This is a genomic window from Streptomyces sp. NPDC020747 (assembly GCF_044334695.1).
Lineage (GTDB): Bacteria > Actinomycetota > Actinomycetes > Streptomycetales > Streptomycetaceae > Streptomyces.
Window position 1 is genome coordinate 233,565 of the sequence record NZ_JBIRTJ010000015.1, and the last position, 17,794, is coordinate 251,358.

A 17,794-nucleotide genomic window follows, 5' to 3' on the forward strand; every position below is an offset into this window, starting at 1 on the left:
GGCAGGCGTGATGACGGATTCGATCTCCTTGAACCCCTTGAAGAAACTGGACCGCGGAACACTCATAGCCTGCTGTCTCGCGGTGGCCGCCGCGCAGTTGTGCATTACCGTTCCCTCGCCCATCAATGGCGAGATCCAGGCCGCATTCGGTGCGTCGGGCTCCCAGGTGGCCTGGGTGACCTCCGCGTTCATTCTTCCCACAGCGATTCTTGAGTTGAATTTCGGTGTGGTGGGAGACCTTTTCGGCCGTAAACGTCTGCTGGTGATCGGTGGACTGGTCCTGGCGCTCGGTGAACTCCTCAACGCCACCTCGCAGAACATCACCATGATGTGGACCGGTCAGGCTCTGGCGGGCATAGGTGCCGCCGCGCTCTTCCCGAGCTCCCTCGCGGTCATCGCGGCCGCCACCCCGGACGGGAAGGACCGCGCGAAAGCGGTCTCCACGTGGGCGCTCAGCATCTCCATCGCCTCCGCCGTGGGGCCGCTGTCCTCCGGGGTCCTCGCCACCGTCGCCGACTTCCGCTGGGCGTTCGTGCCCCCGGTCTTCCTCGGCCTGGCGGTCGCGGCCGTGAGCTGGAAGCTGGTCACCGACTCCAAGGCTCCCCAGGGCCGCACCCTGGACTGGCCCGGGCAGATCACCATCGCCGTCGGCCTCACCGCCCTGCTCTGGGGCATCATCGAGGGCGGCGAACGCGGCTGGAGCAGCGCGGCGATCGTGGGTTCGCTGTCCCTGGCGGCCGTGGCCCTCGTCGGATTCGTCGTCGCCGAGAAGCGTGCCGCGTCGCCCATGTTCAACCTGGACCTGCTGCGGATCCCCTCGTTCGCGGCGGCGGCCGTCGTCGCGCTGGCCGGCATGTTCGGCTTCATCGGCACGGCGTACTGCGTCTCGATCCGGCTCGGCGCGGTGATGCACCTGAGCGCGCTGCGAGCCAGCATGCCCTTCGTGATCCTGCAGTTGATCCCGCTCATGCTGGCACCGGTGCTGAGCAGGATGCTCACCCGCGTCGACGCCCGCTGGCTTCTGATGGGCGGTCTGCTGCCGATGGCCGCGGGGCAGTTCTGGATCGCGGCGATCCCCATCACCACCACCTCCCTGGCCGCCTTCATCGGCCCGGTGCTGCTGCTCGGCATCGGCTTCATCTGTGTCGTCTCCTCGCTGACCTCGGCGGCCGTGAACGCCGTGCCTATCCACATGACCGGCATGGCCAGCGGCGCCACCAGCCTCGTACGCGAGTTCGGTCAGGGACTGGGCCCGGCGGTGATCAGCACCATCGCGATGAGCGCCGCGTCCTCGGCTCTGGTGGGCAAACTCAGCGGGGCCGACGCGGGTATGGAAGCGGCGGCCGGTCCGCTCGCCGTCGTGAACGCGGGCAGCGACAGCGCCAGGGCCGCGGCCCAGGACGCGCTCGGCCACGGCATGGCCCTCGGCGTGGTGGTCTGCGGCTGCGCGTCCCTGCTCGGTGTACTGGTCACCCTGCTGCTGGTGTGCAGGAACACGGCCCGCTCGACGGCCGATGCCACCGGCGAGCCGGCGGAGGCGGCGGCCGTCTAGGGCACACCAAACTCTGGACCGAACACGTCCCACGAAGGAGCCCGGGCCCGTGCCCGGGCTCCCTCGCATGCCCGGCCGCACACAAGAGATGCCGAAGAGGCGTCGATTCGGCCCCGCGCCGTTCGTCGGTGGGGTACAGAGAGCCCACAGGGGTCTCATGAACACCGGGAGGAAACATGAAGTACATGCTGCTGGTCTGTGGTGACGACACCGCCGACGCCTCCGGCATGGCACCCGTCGAACCCTGGGTCGAGGAACTGGGCGTGCGCCGCGGCGTACGGCTGCACGGGCACCGTCTTCGGCCGCCCACCGATGCGGTCACCGTACGGGTGCGCGACGGCGAAGTGCTGCGCAGCGACGGGCCGTTCGCGGAGACGAAGGAGTACGTCGCCGGGTTCGACATCCTTGAGTGCGACAGCCTGGAGGAGGCCGTCGAGGCTGCCGCCAAGCATCCAGTGGCGACCGTCGGGGCCATGGAGGTGCGCGCGTTCTGGGAGGACGGGGACGCCGAGAAGGAGATCCGACGCTTGGACGCGGAGCTGACGGCGGCCGGCCGTGAGCGGGACTTCGACCGGGCGATGGCCTGCTACGCACCGGACGTCGAGGTGTTCCACCCCGTGAGCGGTCTGGAGCAGCGCGGGATCGAGGCCCTGCGCAAGGCGGAGGAGATGTGGTTCTCGACGCTGGCCGGGCCCGTGGAGCGCGAGGTGCTCGACTTCCGCGTACGGGTCGACGAGAGCATCGCGTTCAGCCACGCGCTCGTGCGGATGCGCGCCTCGACGGTCGGCGGTGACTCGCTGGACACCACGGCGCGGGTGACCACCGGCTACCGTGCGGCGGGGGACCGCTGGCAGATCGTCCACCAGCACACGTCCGTTCCCTTCGACGTGGGCATCCCCGGAGCCTCCGCCACCGGATGAGGACGCGGTGCGAGGCACTGGGCGGGCCGCCGCGGCTCCGCACCCGTCACCGGGCGTCGAGCGCGTTCGTGATCGCCTGCACCCCGCCGTGCGCCGAGTAGCCGCCGTCCACGGTGATCTCGGCGCCGTTCACGTACGACGACTCGTCGGAGAGGAGACAGACGACCAGCGGCGCCACCTCGTCGCAGGTGCCCGGGCGGCCCTGCGGCGTCATGGCGAGGTGCGCCTCGACGAATACGGGGTCGGCGCTCGCCGTCATCGAGGTCTCGATGTAACCGGGATGGATCACGTTCGTACGGATGCCGCGCGGTGCCAGTTCCAGCGCGGCGACCTTCGACAGGCCGCGCAGCGCCCACTTGCTCGCCGTGTACGCGACCGCGTGGTGGGCGGTGAGACCGGCGACCGAGCCGACGTTGACGATGGAGGCACCCGGGCCCATGAGCGGGGCGAGGGCCTGGATGCCGAGCAGGGGCCCGGTGGTGTTCACGGCGAACGCCCGGTTCCAGTCGGCGAGTTCGACCGAACCCAGGCGTCCGCGCATCGGGATGCCCGCGTTGTTGACGAGACCGTGCAGGGGTGCGTCGCGGAGGGACGCGGCCAGCGCCGCCCAGTCGTCGGGCGACGACACGTCCAGGTGGTGGTAGCGCACGTCGAAGCCGTCGGCGCGCAGGGAGGCGGCCAGCTTCCGGCCCGGCTCGTCGAGGATGTCGGTCGCGACGACCGAGGCGCCCTCACGGACCGCGGCCGTGACCTCGGCGGCGCCCTGGCCCTGCGAGGCCCCGGTGACGACAACGGTGCGGCCGGCCAGACGCTTCCTGCTCACGGCTTCCTCCAGGTGACGGGGCACGGACGGGAAACGTCCGCTCCCGCTCCACGCTAGGGAGCCGGGGCCGGCTCCGGAAACGCGCGTTCCTCATGGCTGGCATCCGTGACGGTGATCTCGGTGGACTGCGGCCGGGCGGGGGCGTCGAGGCGGACACCCACCTTCCGCAGCGTCTCGCGCAGCCATCGGTGCGCCGGGTCCGCATGCCGGTTGTGGTGCCAGTACATGGCCTCCACGAGCGGTACGTCGGGGAACGGCGCCGGTACGGTCACACAGCGGGCGAAGCCCTCGTAGCGCCTCGCCAGACGTTCGGGCACCATCGCCACCAGCTCGGTGCCGGCCACCAGGAACGGCAGCACGCTGAAGCCGGGCGCGCTCACCTGGACCCTCGGGGTGATACCGAGGGTCTCCAGCTGGCGGTCGGCGGGCGTGAGGCTCTTGCCGAAGGCGGAGGCGGCGTGCGGGAGTTCGGCCAGGTCGCGCAGCGTGAGCCGGCCGTCGACCAGACGCGGGTTGTCCGGGTCGACGATGCACACGAACCGGTCGTGCATCACGGCCTCGCTGATCCCCGGCAGCTGGTAGCCGAGCGGCACCACCATCAGGTCGTGGCAGCGCAGATGCGTCTCGCTCTCGGGCTGCCCGTGCACCAGGGGATGGAAGTCGATGCGGACACCGGGCGCCTCCCGTGCGATGGCCCGCAGCAGCGGCTCCACGAACACCGTCATCACGTAGTCCGACATCACGACCGAGAAGCGCTGCCGGCTGCGCTCCGGATCGAAACTCCGGGTCAGGGACATCGCCTCCTCCGCCTTGTGGAGGGAGGCCTGGACGACCGGCAGCAGGCGCTCCGCGAGCGGGGTGAGTTCGTACTCGCGGCCCACGCGCACCAGCAGCTCGTCGTTGAAGTGCCGCCGCAGCCGGGCGAGGGAGCCGCTCATCGCGGACTGGCTGGTGGAGAGCCGGACGCCGGCGTGCGTGACGTTCTTCGCCTCCAGGAGTGCTTCGAGCGCCACCAGAAGATTGAGGTCGATCGCTCCGAGACCCACGGGTGTCTCCTCTCCGGCCGCGTCACTGAAGCATCGGTGAGACGGGAGCGTAACGACGTGCCACCCGGGGAGGAAGCCCCGCAGGGGAACTCTCAGCAAGTTGCGATGCCAGCCATCGGACCAGCGAATACGGGCACGCCGGAGGGCCTGTCCCGCCCCGTTCCACGAGGCGCACTCCGGCGCCCGCGTCCGACGCCGCTCCTGAAGGATCGCTGACGCCGCTCCTGAAGGGCCGCTCCTGAAGGGCGGGAGACTCACCGGGTCGACGGGGCGAGCGCTCCCGCGGCGCCGTCCGCGTCGCCCTGGTCCGCCGGATCGTGCGGCCGTGCCGCCCGGCCGTCCAGGAGTTCCGTGCCCAGCGGCGTGAGGGTGTGCCGCATGGTGTTGCGCACGCGCAGGCTGTGGATCAGGCCCGCGTCACGCAGCACGGTCGCGTGTTCGCTGACCGACGCGGGCGAGATGGCCAGCCGGCGGGCGATCTCGTTGCCGGTCGCGTTCTCCGCCTCCGCGATCGTGGCGAGGGTCGCCGCCCGGGTGCGGCCGAGGAGCCGGTCGAGTGCGCTCGCTCTGCCCACGGGACCGCCGGGCCGCAGGGAGTCGAAGCCGCAGTTCACCGGATACACCAGCACCTGCGAAAGGGAGCTGTCGCGCAGCGCGATGGGCCTGCCCCGGCAGAAGTACGACGGCACGAGCCGCAGCCCCCGACCCTGGAGGTGCACGTCCCGGTCCTCCGGATAGGACATCTGCAGGACCGGCGCACGCCACTGCACCGTGGGGTGCAGTCCGCTCAGCAGCCGGTCGGTCCCGCCGGCCAGGAACGCCTTGGCGCGCTGGGCCCGTTCGGCGTCCACCGAGGCGCTGATCTGTGTCCAGTACGGGTGCAGCGCCTGCCGGTGATACCGACGCAGGGCCGTGCCCAGACCCCGTCTGGCCGCCGGCAGTCCCGAGGCGAGCGCGGTCGCCCACGAGGGCAGTCTGCGCTGCTGACCGAGGGTCGCCACATCCGCCCGCAGGCGAGTGGACGAAGTGGACAGGATCGTGTCGACCGCTTCCGCGGGGTCGGTGGTCCCCTCGGCCGGTGTCAGGAAGTCGGGCGAGTACCCGCGCGGCGGAACGAGATGGAACAGCGGCCGTGCGGCCGTGTCCATCGACGTCCGGACGTGCGTGCGCCATCGCCGCAACTCGACATCGATGTCGGGACCGCCGAGCACATGAAGGCTCAGCAGGGCTTCCCAAGCAGGATCCGGTCCGGTCGCCAGGCGAATCCGGCCGAGGTCCTCCGCACTGAAATGGATACGCAGCATCAGCTTCCCCCCGAAAGGCTGCTACCCCAGGCGCCCCACTCTTGCCGATGAACGCAGGACGCGATAGCTCCGATTTCGCCAGCCCTGGTCTTTCGGCGACGGCCGAAACTGTTCCTGTGCGTTCCCTGAACGCGCCTAGTTTCGGGGCCAGTCACCACGGGGGAACGGCGACGGAGACCGCCGACGGTTTTCGTCGCCGCCCGTAGGCAAACGGAGGACTTCGTGACAACTGCACGTCGAATGGTCGGTTCCCTCGCGGTCGCGGCAGCTCTCGTCGCCGGGACCACCGTCCTGGCCACCGCCCCGGCGTCCGCCCAGGCCGACGCGTCCGCGCCCGCCCAGACACAGCGCGCCGACTGGGACGGCAACATCTACCTCTACTACAGCGCGTCCAGCAACAGCTCCTGGAGCAAGTACTACGGCTGGGTCGACGACTTCGCCGGGCACACCTTCGCCGCGGGCGGTGAGGGCAGTGGCCGGCTCGTCAAGAACAACGTGAACCGCGCCTGGAACAACGACGCGACCCACGCCGCGCGGATCTACTACAACGAGAACCAGAACGCGAGCGGCAACGCACCGTACGACGACTTCTACCCTGGCAACGCCCGGGCGCTCAACAGCGGTGTACAGAACAACAACGCCTCGATGAGCTGGTGGTACGTCGGCTGACATCGGGCTCGGGCCCGTCCGAGGACTTCGGACGCGCCTCTCTCGTACGAAGGGCCCTTCGTACCGTACGGGCCCTTCGTACGGCCGCACACACAAGGGGGACATGACATGCGGGCGCGAACCAGGCAGCGCACACTGCGGATCGGGGCCGCGGTCGCCCTCTCCGCCGCCCTCGCGGGCTGTGCGGAGGGACAGGCCGCCGAGCCGAGGCCGAAGGCATCCGGTCCGCCGCCCGTGACCGGAGTGCCGACGATGCTCGGCGTCGGATCACTGGTCCTGCCCATCGAGCCCTATCTGTTCACCGACCGGCAGGTCGCCCGGCTGTTCCGGGCGCGTGCGGTGCTCACCGCGTCCTGCATGGAGCGTTTCGGCCACCGCTGGCCCGTCCCCACCGAAACCGTGCCGGACACCGGCACGCTGAATCCGGCCAACACGGCACACCGGTACGGGATCACGGACGCTCGGCTCGCCGCCGAGTACGGATACCACCCGGCCCCCGGCACGGCACCGAGCCGCTCCAAGGAGAAGAGCGCGGGGCCCAGGCCCGGACCGGAAGAGATGCTCCTCCTGACGGGCCTCCGCGACGACGGCACCCCGGCGGACAAGGACGAACGCGGGCGGGCCGTTCCGGCGGGCGGATGCCAGGGCGAGGCGACGGCGGCCCTGTCGGGCGACCCGGAGAAGATCGGCAACCGGGAACTCGTCGGCACGATCAACATCGGCAGTTACAGCGACTCGCAGAAGGACCCACGGGTGGTGGAGGTCTTCCGCGCCTGGTCGCGCTGTATGAAGCGACACGGTCACCGGTACGCCGATCCGACCCAAGTGCCGGGCAAGGAACCCGAGTTCACGGGCCCGGAGGCCACCCGGGCCGAGACCTCCCTGGCCGGTACGGACGTACGGTGCAAACGTGAGACGAACGTCATCGGCGTCTGGTCCTCGGTCGACGCGGCCTACCAGCGGCGGGCGATGAGCGCGAAGACCCGGGAACTCGCCGCGATCAAGCGGGACATCCGCAAGCAGGTCACCAACGCGGACCGGGTACTGGAGTCCCGCTGACCCCATGCCCCATGCCCCCTGACCTGCTGACCGTGGCAGGGGCCCGTGCTCCGGCTCGGATCGGCTAGGGACGCGGTGTACGCCCCCGCTTGCGCGCCCGGGGCAGGTACACGTCCGTGCGACCGGGGACGACACGGTTGGAGAGGCTGCCCAGGCGCTCCACGGTGAGTGTCACCTCGTTGCCGGGCTTCAGCGGCGGTGGCGTACGTTCGCCGACGCGGCCCCAGAACTCCGCCAGGGAACCCCAGCCGCAGGTGCCCGAACCGAGGATGTCGCCCGGGCGCACCCAGGCGTCGCGGGTTGCGTAGGCGACCATCTCCTCGAAGGTCCAGGAGGCGTTCGCCAGGGTGTCACGGCCGATGAGTTCGCCGTTGAGCGTGACCGTCATCTCCAGGTCGAGGAAACCGTCCGGATCCCGCCGGTCCTCGACCTCGTCGGCGGTGACCAGAAACGGCCCGAGGGTGTTGGCGAAGTCCTTGCCCTTGGAGAAGCCGAGGCCCAGGTTCTTCTCCGGCTTCTGCAGATCGCGCGCGGACCAGTCGTTGAAGACCAGGTAGCCGACGATGTGTTCGCGAGCCTCCTCCGGTGCGAGATCGCGACCTGAACGGCCGATCACCGCACCGACCTCCAACTCGAAGTCGAGGACCGAACAGCCCGCCGGCACCGGCACGTCGTCGTGGGCCCCGTACGCCGCGTGCGGGTTCGTGAAGTAGAAGTTGGGCGCCCGGTACCACTCATCGGGCACGTGCTCCAGCGCGTCCAGTGACTTGGACACGCCCTCGATGTGCGCCTCGAAGCCGACGAAGTCCCGGATGGACGGTGGCCTGAGGGGCGGCAGCAGCCGCACCTGATCAACCGTCAGGTCGCTTGGTACGGCGAGCGCTTCGGCGCCGACCCGTTGCAGGGCCGCCTCCTCGACGAGGGACAGTACGCTCACGCCCTCGGGCAGTCGGTGCACGATCCCGTCACGGACGACCCCGGCGTGCTCTCCGCCCTTGTACTCGTATGTCGTGAACCGCATCTCTCACTGCTCCCAGTGGTTGGTGTTGCTGACCGCGCCGGTGCTCAGATAGCCCACGAAGAGACCCTTGGGATCGCGGACGGCACGGATCTCCTGGACCCGCCGCCACTGTTCGTCGCCCATGAACTTCAGCTGCCGGACGGTGAAGTCGGAGTCCCCGAGGTACTGGCCCACGGTCACGGGCCGCATCCGTGCCATCGCGTCGTCGAGCCAGGCACGCAACTCGCCGTCCCGCTCCGGTGAGTCGTGGACGACGTACGTGGCGCAGTAGATCTCGGACTGCAACGAGAAGGCCATGTCGGGGAGTTCACGCAGGGGCGCCATGGAGAACCAGATGGTGAAGGTCTGCGGGGTGGGCTGTTCCGTGAACGCCTTGCGGATCGCCGGGACGACCTCCTCGGCGGGGCCGGTCAGCCAGGCGTTGTCGACGAGATAGCGGTGCCCTTCGGGGTTGGCGGTCCGCTGGCCCCGGAGCTGTTCGGCGAGCGTGGTCGGCTGCGCCTCGATCCGGAACAGGGCCCGGTCCGCGTACGGGTTGGCGTGCAGCGGAGCCAGCGCTTCGGCGGCCTGACCGGGCGTGTCGGTCATGGAGACGCCGGTGACCAGCAGCAGCGGCTCGTCGTGACCCGGCGGGGTCTGGGTGAGCGCCACGATCTCCACCAGGTCGGAGACCGTGTGGTGCATACCGTGCAGCCAGGTCATGACCTCGTCGAACAGGCCGAGCGGGTAGGCGTGCACGCTGTGCGCCAGGTGTCCCGGCAGGGGGCGCGTGCGGAGGTGGAAGCGGGTGACGACGCCGAAGAAGCCCGGGCCCGCGCCGCGTGCCGCCCAGAACAGGTCGCTGTGGTGCCGCTCGTCCGCGCGCACCGACTCGCCCTCGGCGGTGACGACGTCGACGGCGGCAAGGCTCTCGGCCGCCCAGCCCCAGCCGCGGGCGTTCCAGCCCTGGCCGCCCTGGAGGAGGAATCCGCCGATGCCCACGGACGGGCAGTGGCCCCCGTTGAAGAACCTGCCGAACTCCCCGAGATACGGGTTGAGTTCGTCGCCGCCCCGCACGCTGGCCGTCGCCGTCACGATCCCGGTCGTCGCGTCGTAGGACATCTCGCGGAAGCCCCCGAGGTCGATCAGCAGGGCCTCGTCGCGTACCGACCAAGTGGCCCAACTGTGCCCGCCGGAGCGCACGGCGACCTGCCAGCCGCGCTCGACGGCGAGGCGCACACCCTCGACGACATCTTGTTCGCTCTCCGCCTCCAGTACGGCGGCCGGGCAACGGTCAAAGGGGCGGCGGGCGTTGAAGACCCGCCCGAAGCAGGCTTCCTCGAAGCTCTCGTCGCCGGGTAGGTGCAGCGTGCCGGTGAACCGGTTCGTGTTCATGCGGCGGCTCATTTGACCGCGATCGGGTTCACCGGGGCGCCCACCGCACCGGTGACCGGCAGCGGCGCCGCGACCAGCAGGAACTCGTGGACATCGTCCGCCGCGCAGTCCTCGGCCAACGCCTCCAGGTCCCACATCTCGCCCAGCGGCAGGCCCATGTTGGGGATGGCTATCTGGTGCAGCGGGGACATCGCGGGGCCGGGGAATTCGTAGGGGCGTACCTCGAGTCCCCAGGTGTCGGTGGCGATGGCGGCGATCTCCGTACGGTGCAGCCAGCCGAGCGTGGTGAAGGAGAGGCCGGGCGCGTCACCGGCGGCGTACCCGCCCCAGGCGCCGAGCCGGCGTACCCGCCCCAGCTGTCCGGTGCGGACCAGGACCAGGTCGCCCCGCCGTACCGTGGAAGTGGCGCCCTGGGCTTCGATCGTGGCGCGCAGGTGCTCCTCCAGGATCGGGAACCCGTCCGGGAGTTCGCCGTGTTCGTCACCGACCGCGCGGCCCACGTCGAGGAGCACTCCGCGTCCGGTGAAGGCGTCCTTCATGTGCTCGATGCCGGTGACCGAGTCGCCGTCGCCGTTGACGATGGTGCACGGACGGCCGTTCCAGGCCCGCTTGTTGTCGTAGATGTGGCCGAGGCCGTCCCACTGGGTGGAGGCCTGGAGCGGCATCACGACATGGTCGTCGGCACCGCCGAAACCGTGCGGGAAGCCCTGCGTCCCGGCAGCCGCGTCCGAGCCCGTGTCCTTCATGTAGTGAACGGGGTTGATGCGGCCGCGGAAGCCGCGCTGCGGGCCGTTCTCGTTGAACTCCTGTGCCAGCGAGAAGGACCGGCCGCGCCGGACCAGACCGGCCGCGTGCGCCCGCATGGCGTCGTCGATGTGGTTGAGCGTGCCCAGTACGTCGTCCTCGCCCCAGCGGCCCCAATTGCGGTACGCGGCACGGGCTTTGGCGAGTTCCTCCTCGATGGGACCGACGGTCGGGCCGAGCGGCGTACCGGTGATCGCGCTCATCGGGTGTGTCCTTTCTGCAGCAGGCCGAGGGCGTTGCCTCCGGCGACGGCGGCGCGGTCGGCGGGCGACAGGCCGGCGGCTTCCAGCCTCGCCACCGGGTCGTCCACCCCCATGTCGAACGGATGGTCCGTGCCGAGAACGATCCGGTCCGCGCCCACCTCCTCGACGAGATGGCGCAGGGCGCGCGCCGTGTAGACCAGGGAGTCGAACCACATGCGTCGCAGATAGGTGCTGGGCGGCTCGGCGCAGCCGCGTGCGTCCTCGCGCCGGTGCCAGGCGTGGTCGGAGCGGCCGATGTACGTCGGGAGATAACCGCCGCCATGCGCGGCCACCAGCCTGAGGCGCGGGAAACGGTCCAGCACACCGGTGAAGACGAGGTGGGAGAGCGCGATCGTCGTCTCGACGGGCTGGCCGACGGTGTTGCCCAGATAGTGCGTGGCCAGGCGCTCACCCAGCGAGCAGCCCCAGGGGTGCACGAACACGACGGCACCCAGCTCCTCGGCCTTCCGCCACACCGGGTCGTGCGCGGGATCGGCCAGCTCTCGTCCGTCCACGGTCGTGGACACGCTGACGCCGTACAGGCCGTACGAGGTGACCGCCGTGTCCAGCAGCGCGACCGCGAGGTCCGGATGCTGGAGCGGGATCGTGCCGAGGCCGTACAGCCGCTCCGGTGCCACGGAGCAGTGGGCGGCCACCGCCTCGTTCACCGTACGCGCGAGCCGGTCGGCGAGGTCCGCGTCCGCCCAGTAGCGGTGCATCGGCATCGGACCGACCACTTGAACGTCCACGCCCATCATGTCGAGATCGGCCAGCCGGACCGCGGGGTCCGTCAACTTCGGTGCCAGCCGCCGGAGTTGGGCGCGATTGACCGCGAGGGACGCGGGGGAGTGCGCCCGCAGCTCGGCCGCCGTCTCGGCGGCGAGGCCGGGAGTGCCCGCGCACAGCGTGTCGGCGGCCGGGACAGCGAGATGGCCGTGGAAGTCCACCACGGGCGCCGGGTCCGGGGTGTTCACGCGGCCGCCGTCAGGTAGTCCAGCGTCTCGGACATGATCCGGGCGGGATCGGCACCGGGTGTGTCCGGGTGCATCTCCCAGTCGGCGAGACGCAGCGAGTTCTCCAGTACGACCCGCACCCGGGGCAGCCGACGTGCCATGAACGTGTCCAGCGCCTGATCGAGGGGCGCCCCGCCGGTGACCAGTTCCGCGAGCACGACCGCGTCCTCGGCGCACATCGCGGCGCCCTGCGCGATCAGGGGCGGGCAGGCGTGCGCCGCGTCGCCGACGACGATCGTCCGGCCCCGGTGCCAGGGTCCGTCGAGGAGGATCGCCTCGATCCAGCGGTAGTCGACCGACGTGTCGTCGGGCAGCGAGGCGAGAACCTTGCCCCAGGTGCCGCCGTACCCGCCACCGCGCTCCCGCAGCAGCGACAGGGGAGCGCGTGGGCCGACCAGCGAGGCGTCCAGGTTCTCGTCGAGGAGATACGCGTAGCAGTGGTCGGGGGAGATCGGGCTGTACCCGGCCTTGTAGCGCGGGCCGCCGTAGTACACCTCGGCGCAGTCCATCTCGGGCGGGCGCTCCGCGACGACCCGGAAGATCGAGATGCCGACGGGGCGGGGCTTCGTGGTGATGCCGATCAGCGCGCGCAGCGCCGAGTTGATGCCGTCGGCGCCCACCACGAGGTCGTAGCGCCCGGTGGAGCCGTCGGTGAAGGTGACGTCCACGTGGTCGGGGGACTGGTCGAGTTTCTCGACGCTCAGCCCGAGACGGACCTGGACCCCCTGCACGTACACCGCCTCGCACAGCGCGTCCTGGAGATCCGAGCGGAGCGCGCCCGCCGTCGACGGCAGGTCCGCGCCGCCGGTGTGCGGGGTGGGCAGCTCCGCGATCAGCTCGCCGTCGGCCCTGCGCAGCCGCATCAGGTCGAAGGGGACGGCCCGGGCGAGCACCCGGTCCAGTACGCCCACGGAACGCAGCGCCTTGAGCGCGTTGCCCTGGATGGTGATGCCGTGCCCCACACCGAACCAGTGGGGCGACAGCTCGGCGAGGTCGACCTCGACGCCGCGCTGGGCGAGCGCGAGGGACAGCACGCTTCCGGTGATGCCGCCGCCGACGACGAGCACCTTTGTTACGGGCATGGGAGATCCTTGCGAACGTAGAGGAAGAGGTCAGCCGGGCTGTGGCTGTTCCGGGGGCAGGCCGGCGGACACCCGCCGAGGGCTCAGCTCGCGGTAGTGCTCGACGGTGGGCGCCCGTGTGAGGAACGCGCCGACCGGACCGCGCCGGCGGGCGAAGAGCTCCGACTCGCGGAAACCCACCGTGTGGGCCTCGGTCGACTCCCAGCCGACCAACAGCAGATACGTCCGCGGCCGTTCCTCGCGGCGCAGCAGCTGCGCCCGGCGGAAGCCGTCGGCCTCGGCGGGCACCGCGCGGGCCTTGTCGAAGACGGCCTCGAAGTCGTTCTCACGGCCGGCCGCCACGGCCGGCTCGGCATGCTCGACAACCACGTGCGTACTCCCTCTCGTGGAGCCCGGCTGGGGACCGATGGTGCTCCGAGCCTGCTGGGACGCCGGATGCGAGGTCAACGGATGGAGGCATCGGCAGCGAAGACGTCATCCATCCCGCACGACGATGGGCGTGCGGGGCGGGCACCTCGGCGAGGCAGCCGTCACAGCCTCTGGTCGCGGGCCCCGTGCGGCGCCGATGCCAGGCATCGCGGATCCCCATTTCCGCCGGGGCCCCGCACTGCCTAGCGTCGACGGCAAGCCACCCGTCCCCGCGAGGAGAGCGCCCGTGCCCGACCGAATCCCCCTCCACGTAGGCCCGTTCGCCCTGGGGACCTTTCAGGCGCACGGCTCAAGTCCCTTCCCCGGCCTGGTCGTCGGGCCACGGGTGCGCGACCTGTCCGACGTGGCACCCTCCGTGCGCGCGGTCGTCGAGGACTGGGCGGGTCTTCTTCCCCGCCTGGCGGACCTCGCCCAGGAGAGCGAGGACACCCACGGGAGGGACGAGGACCAGGAAGTCGGGCAGAGCCAGGACGTCAGGCAGAGTCGGGCAGGCTGGTTCGCCCTCGCCGAACTGCGCGTCCTCGCCCCGCTCGAACCCGGCCAGATCCTGCAGAGCGGAGCCAACTACCGCAAGCACGTGGTGGACCTGGTCGCCGCCGAGACACAGAGTGTGCACGGCGCCACGCCCGAGGAGGCCCGCGCCGACGCCGAGCGGATGATGGAGGAGAGGATCCGCACCGGCGTCCCGTACATCTTCCTCGGATCGCCGCGCGCGATCTGCGGTCCGTACGACGACGTCGTGCTGCCCACGCTCGGCGAGCAGCACGACTGGGAACTCGAACTCGCCCTCGTCATAGGCAAATCGGGCAGGAGCATCCCGGCCGAGGAAGCGATGGAGTACGTAGCCGCGTACACCGTCTGCAACGACCTCACGACCCGGGACCGGCTCTACCGGCCGGACCTGAAGGCCATCGGCACGGACTGGTTCACCGCGAAGAACGCCGACACCTTCCTGCCGACGGGCCCCTTCCTGGTGCCCGCCGCCTTCGTGGGGGACCCCTCGGATCTCCGGATCACCCTGCGCCACAACGGAGTTGTGCGCCAGGACGAGACCACCAAGGACATGATCTTCGACATCCCCCGGCTCATCGCGTACGCGTCCTCGACCACCACCCTGCGCCCCGGCGACCTCCTCCTCACCGGGTCCCCGGCCGGCAACGGCGCGCACTGGGGGGTCTTCCTCTCACCCGGGGACGTGCTGGAAGCCGAGATCACCGGCCTCGGCCACCAGCGCAACACCGTCAGGAGCGGCATGTGACCACCTTTCAGCCCATCACCCATCTGCGCCATGTCGACCTGGCCGTACCGGACTTCGACAAGCAGCGCGTCTTCCTCCACACCACCTGGGGACTCACCGAAGTCGCCGACGACAGCGGCCTCGCGTTCTTCGCGGCCGAGGGCAGCCCCGAGCAGTACGTCGTCCGGATCCGCAAGGACGAGCGCAAGCGCATGGACCTCGTCGCCTTCGGGGCCGCGACGACCGCCGACGTCGACACGCTGGCCCTGCGGCTCGGCGCGGCGGGGGTCCAACTCATCGGCGAGCCAAGGGTGTTGGACACTCCGGGCGGCGGCTACGGCCTGCGCTTCTTCGACCCGGACGGCCGTGTCGTCGAGGTCTCCGCGGATGTCCGGACCCGTACCCACCGCAAGGTCGAGGAGCGCGAGGCGATCCCCGTCCGGCTCTCCCACTGTGTGGTCAACTCCCAGAACCCGGAAGGGCTGCGGGACTTCTACGTCGAGCACCTCGGCTTCCGGCTCACGGACACCCTGTACTCCACGCACATGGGCGACCTCATGTACTTCCTGCGGTGCAGCCCCCTGCACCACTCCTTCGCCATCGCGCGCGGACCCCATGTCTCCCTGCACCACGCCTCGTTCGAGATGCGCGGCGTCGAGGAGTACATGCGTGGCACGGGGCGTGCGCTGCGTGCGGGGACTCGGCTCACCTGGGGGCCCGGACGGCATCTCGCGGGCGACAACACCTTCTCCTACTTCCACGACCCGCACGGCAACACCGTCGAGTACACGACCGAACTCGCCGTCCTGGAAGAGGACATGTGGCACCCGGGCCGCCACGACGTCGACGATCCGGTCACGCAGGACCAGTGGGGCACCGCGGACCCGATGAGCGAGTCGGTGGCCAAGGAGCAGTTCAACGACCCCGACGTCCTCTTCACCGCGCCGCCCGTCTGAGCCGACCACCCGCTCGTGAGCCAGTCACCCTCCTTGAGCCAGTCACCCGCTCGTGAGTCAACCACCGGCAGAGAGGCCGCAGTTGTGGGAACCGTCCTGAAGCACGCCGTATCGAATGCCGAGGTCACCGCCTCGCTCGACCAGGTGCGAGAGACCGTGACGAGCGTCATCGCCGACATCCGTGAACGCGGCGACGACGCCGTACGCGCGTACTCCGAGAAGTTCGACGAGTGGAGCCCCGGCTCCTTCCGGCTGTCGGAGGAGGAGACCGAGAGGATCGTCGCGACGGTCCCGCAGCAGGTGATCGACGACATCCGTTTCGTACAGGACCAGGTGCGTACGTTCGCCCGCCACCAACTCGACTCCCTCGGGGAGTTCGAGGTCGAGACCCTCCCGGGCGTGCGCCTGGGGCAGAAGCACATCCCGGTACGGTCGGCGGGCGCGTACGTCCCCGGCGGGCGCTACCCGCTGACCGCCTCCGCCCACATGACCGTCGTGACGGCGAAGGTCGCCGGGGTGCCGCGCGTCGTCGCCTGTACGCCGCCGATCCACGGCGAGATCCCGGCGGCCACCGTAGCCGCGATGAGTCTCGCGGGCGCTGACGAGATCTGGCTGCTCGGCGGGGTCCAGGCCGTGGCCGCGATGGCCGTCGGCACCGACACCATGCGGCCGGTCAACCTGATTGCCGGACCCGGCAACGCGTACGTCGCCGAGGCGAAGCGGCAGCTCTTCGGCGAGATCGGCATCGACCTCTTCGCCGGTCCGACCGAGATCCTGGTCCTCGCCGACAAGGACGCCGACCCGTTCGTGTGCGCGGTCGACCTGCTCTCCCAGGCAGAACACGGCCCCGACTCTCCGGCCGTCCTCATCACCACCTCGCGCGAGGTGGCCGAGCGGACCGTCGCCGAGGTGGAGCGCATCCTGCCCGGCATGCCCACCCGCGACTTCGCCGGACCCGCCTGGCGCGACCACGGCCAGGTGCACGTCGTGGACTCGCTCGACGAGATGTACGCGCTCGCCGACGCGTTCGCCTTCGAGCACGTGGAGGTGCTCACCGCCGAGCCGCGTCTGGCGCTGGAGAAGATGTCCCAGTACGGCGCCCTGTTCCTCGGCGAGGGCACCTGCGTGTCCTTCGGGGACAAGGTCATCGGCACGAACCACGTGCTGCCCACCCGAGGCGCCGCGAGCTACACCGGTGGCCTGTGGGTGGGGAAGTACCTCAAGACGGTGACCTACCAGGAGGTCACCGACACCGGGTCCCAGGCGCTGCTCGGCCGGCTCTGCGGGCGGGCGTCCCGCGTCGAGCTGTTCGAGGGACACGCCCGCTCCGGTGACGTACGGGCGGCCAAGGCCGCGGGCGACGCGCTGCCGTGGAACGCCTCATGACGGTACGGGGGCGTACGGCGCTGATCACGGGCGGGGGAGGGCCGTTGGGGCGGGCCTTCGCGCTCGCCCTCGTGGAGGCCGGCGCTCAGGTGATCCTCGTCGGTCGGGGCGAACAGGCCCTGGCCGACACCGCGACCCGAGTGGCGAAGGACGGCGGCCGGGCCCGTACGGCCGTCTGCGACGTGTCAGTACCGGCGTCGGTGCACGCGCTCTCGGACCAACTCGCCGACGAGGAAGTGTCGTTGCTCGTCAACAACGCCGGGGTCGCGGGTCCGGTGAAGCCGCTCACCGACATCGACCCCGAGGAGTGGGACGACGTCTTCGCCGTCAACGTACGCGGTGTGTACCTCATGTGCCGGGCCTTCCTGCCACCGATGATCGCCGTCGGGCGCGGCGACATAGTCAACATCGCGTCCGTGAGCGGGAAACGGCCCCTGCTCAACCGCACCCCCTACGCGGCGTCGAAGATGGCGCTGCTCGGACTGACACGGACACTGGCCGGCGAGGTCGGACCGCACGGCATCAGCGTCAACTCCCTTTCCCCGGGCCCGGTACGGGGCCCGCGCATGGACCGCAACTTCCGGCTGACCGCCGAGCTGACCGGCACCAGCACCGAGGCAGCCGAGCGGGACTTCGCCTCGCGCGCCGCCCTGAACCGGCTGGTGGAGGAGGACGAGGTGGCCCGCGCGCTCATGGCGATGCTCGCGATGCCGGGGCTGTGCGGGGCGGACATCGACCTGTCGGCGGGGATGATCGCGCCGGCGTAGGACGCTTCCCCGACCGCTCCGACCGCTCCGACCGCTCCGACCGCTCCGACCGCTCCGACTGCCCCGGTCGTCCGCGTCGATGTACGTGCCGCAGCCGTGGTGTCTCCGGC

17 protein-coding genes are annotated in these 17,794 nt (G+C 70.6%); 8 read left to right on the forward strand and 9 right to left on the reverse strand.

What is annotated here, in order from left to right:
* The first annotated feature begins 10 nt into the window (after positions 1-10).
* The gene (locus tag ACH4YP_RS34855; protein ID WP_398494850.1) at positions 11-1,552 is read left to right on the forward strand and encodes an MFS transporter; all 1,542 of its coding nucleotides are present in this window, start codon (positions 11-13) and stop codon (positions 1,550-1,552) included.
* A gap of 176 nt (positions 1,553-1,728) precedes the next feature.
* Positions 1,729-2,472: a nuclear transport factor 2 family protein gene (locus ACH4YP_RS34860; RefSeq protein ID WP_398494852.1), complete on the forward strand. Its 744-nt coding sequence runs from the start codon at positions 1,729-1,731 to the stop codon at positions 2,470-2,472.
* 46 nt (positions 2,473-2,518) lie between these two features.
* Here ACH4YP_RS34860 and ACH4YP_RS34865 read toward each other — a convergent pair whose 3' ends face one another.
* From ACH4YP_RS34865 to ACH4YP_RS34875, 3 genes are all read right to left on the reverse strand, one after another.
* Entirely contained in the window at positions 2,519-3,295 is a 777-nt protein-coding gene (locus ACH4YP_RS34865; protein WP_361056433.1) for an SDR family oxidoreductase, read from the reverse strand.
* Positions 3,296-3,348: 53 nt separating this feature from the next.
* Positions 3,349-4,341 (reverse strand): LysR family transcriptional regulator, encoded by a 993-nt coding sequence (locus ACH4YP_RS34870; RefSeq protein ID WP_398494853.1) that lies wholly within the window; start codon positions 4,339-4,341, stop codon positions 3,349-3,351.
* 254 nt (positions 4,342-4,595) lie between these two features.
* A complete protein-coding gene (locus ACH4YP_RS34875) occupies positions 4,596-5,645 on the reverse strand; it encodes a helix-turn-helix transcriptional regulator (protein WP_361056439.1) in 1,050 nt (349 codons plus the stop codon).
* Positions 5,646-5,867: 222 nt separating this feature from the next.
* Here ACH4YP_RS34875 and ACH4YP_RS34880 point away from each other — a divergent pair, with 222 nt between their 5' ends.
* Both ACH4YP_RS34880 and ACH4YP_RS34885 read left to right on the forward strand, forming a co-directional pair.
* Positions 5,868-6,314, forward strand: a complete 447-nt coding sequence (locus tag ACH4YP_RS34880) for a hypothetical protein (RefSeq protein WP_361056442.1) — start codon at positions 5,868-5,870, stop codon at positions 6,312-6,314.
* A 108-nt stretch (positions 6,315-6,422) separates the two neighbouring features.
* Positions 6,423-7,373: a hypothetical protein gene (locus ACH4YP_RS34885; protein WP_398494856.1), complete on the forward strand. Its 951-nt coding sequence runs from the start codon at positions 6,423-6,425 to the stop codon at positions 7,371-7,373.
* A 64-nt stretch (positions 7,374-7,437) separates the two neighbouring features.
* Here the strand turns inward: ACH4YP_RS34885 and ACH4YP_RS34890 are convergent, their stop codons facing one another.
* The 6 genes from ACH4YP_RS34890 to ACH4YP_RS34915 are packed head-to-tail and all read right to left on the reverse strand — an operon-like array spanning position 7,438 to position 13,278.
* Complete coding sequence (locus tag ACH4YP_RS34890) at positions 7,438-8,394, reverse strand: fumarylacetoacetate hydrolase family protein (protein ID WP_398494857.1); 957 nt, start codon at positions 8,392-8,394, stop codon at positions 7,438-7,440.
* A gap of 3 nt (positions 8,395-8,397) precedes the next feature.
* The gene (locus ACH4YP_RS34895) at positions 8,398-9,768 is read right to left on the reverse strand and encodes an FAD-binding oxidoreductase (RefSeq protein WP_398494859.1); all 1,371 of its coding nucleotides are present in this window, start codon (positions 9,766-9,768) and stop codon (positions 8,398-8,400) included.
* An 8-nt stretch (positions 9,769-9,776) separates the two neighbouring features.
* Complete coding sequence (locus tag ACH4YP_RS34900; protein WP_398494861.1) at positions 9,777-10,775, reverse strand: cyclase family protein; 999 nt, start codon at positions 10,773-10,775, stop codon at positions 9,777-9,779.
* Positions 10,772-11,788 (reverse strand): amidohydrolase family protein, encoded by a 1,017-nt coding sequence (locus tag ACH4YP_RS34905; RefSeq protein ID WP_398494862.1) that lies wholly within the window; start codon positions 11,786-11,788, stop codon positions 10,772-10,774. The genes ACH4YP_RS34900 and ACH4YP_RS34905 overlap by 4 nt, the downstream gene beginning before the upstream one ends.
* The gene (locus tag ACH4YP_RS34910; protein WP_398494864.1) at positions 11,785-12,909 is read right to left on the reverse strand and encodes an FAD-dependent monooxygenase; all 1,125 of its coding nucleotides are present in this window, start codon (positions 12,907-12,909) and stop codon (positions 11,785-11,787) included. Before ACH4YP_RS34910 ends, ACH4YP_RS34905 begins: the two co-directional genes overlap by 4 nt.
* A 30-nt stretch (positions 12,910-12,939) precedes the next feature.
* Positions 12,940-13,278, reverse strand: coding sequence for an antibiotic biosynthesis monooxygenase family protein (locus tag ACH4YP_RS34915; RefSeq protein WP_398494866.1), 339 nt, complete (start codon positions 13,276-13,278; stop codon positions 12,940-12,942).
* 286 nt (positions 13,279-13,564) lie between these two features.
* Between ACH4YP_RS34915 and ACH4YP_RS34920 the strand changes: the two genes are divergently transcribed.
* From ACH4YP_RS34920 to ACH4YP_RS34935, 4 genes are all read left to right on the forward strand, one after another.
* Complete coding sequence (locus tag ACH4YP_RS34920; protein ID WP_398494868.1) at positions 13,565-14,596, forward strand: fumarylacetoacetate hydrolase family protein; 1,032 nt, start codon at positions 13,565-13,567, stop codon at positions 14,594-14,596.
* On the forward strand, positions 14,593-15,531 hold the full coding sequence (locus ACH4YP_RS34925; RefSeq protein WP_361056469.1) for a VOC family protein: 939 nt from the start codon (positions 14,593-14,595) through the stop codon (positions 15,529-15,531). The genes ACH4YP_RS34920 and ACH4YP_RS34925 overlap by 4 nt, the downstream gene beginning before the upstream one ends.
* Positions 15,532-15,615: 84 nt before the next feature.
* Positions 15,616-16,917 (forward strand): histidinol dehydrogenase, encoded by a 1,302-nt coding sequence (gene hisD / locus ACH4YP_RS34930; RefSeq protein ID WP_361056472.1) that lies wholly within the window; start codon positions 15,616-15,618, stop codon positions 16,915-16,917.
* On the forward strand, positions 16,914-17,684 hold the full coding sequence (locus tag ACH4YP_RS34935; protein WP_398494870.1) for an SDR family NAD(P)-dependent oxidoreductase: 771 nt from the start codon (positions 16,914-16,916) through the stop codon (positions 17,682-17,684). The genes hisD and ACH4YP_RS34935 overlap by 4 nt, the downstream gene beginning before the upstream one ends.
* The last annotated feature ends 110 nt before the right edge of the window (positions 17,685-17,794 follow it).

Excerpts from the sequence above, each read along its gene's own strand:
- ACH4YP_RS34855 (WP_398494850.1), top strand. The coding sequence starts at position 11 with ATGACGGATTCGATCTCCTTGAACCCCTTGAAGAAACTGGACCGCGGA.
- ACH4YP_RS34860 (WP_398494852.1), top strand. The coding sequence starts at position 1,729 with ATGAAGTACATGCTGCTGGTCTGTGGTGACGACACCGCCGACGCCTCC.
- ACH4YP_RS34875 (WP_361056439.1), bottom strand. The coding sequence starts at position 5,645 with ATGCTGCGTATCCATTTCAGTGCGGAGGACCTCGGCCGGATTCGCCTG.
- ACH4YP_RS34885 (WP_398494856.1), top strand. The coding sequence starts at position 6,423 with ATGCGGGCGCGAACCAGGCAGCGCACACTGCGGATCGGGGCCGCGGTC.
- ACH4YP_RS34890 (WP_398494857.1), bottom strand. The coding sequence starts at position 8,394 with ATGCGGTTCACGACATACGAGTACAAGGGCGGAGAGCACGCCGGGGTC.
- ACH4YP_RS34895 (WP_398494859.1), bottom strand. The coding sequence starts at position 9,768 with ATGAACACGAACCGGTTCACCGGCACGCTGCACCTACCCGGCGACGAG.
- ACH4YP_RS34900 (WP_398494861.1), bottom strand. The coding sequence starts at position 10,775 with ATGAGCGCGATCACCGGTACGCCGCTCGGCCCGACCGTCGGTCCCATC.
- ACH4YP_RS34910 (WP_398494864.1), bottom strand. The coding sequence starts at position 12,909 with ATGCCCGTAACAAAGGTGCTCGTCGTCGGCGGCGGCATCACCGGAAGC.
- ACH4YP_RS34935 (WP_398494870.1), top strand. The coding sequence starts at position 16,914 with ATGACGGTACGGGGGCGTACGGCGCTGATCACGGGCGGGGGAGGGCCG.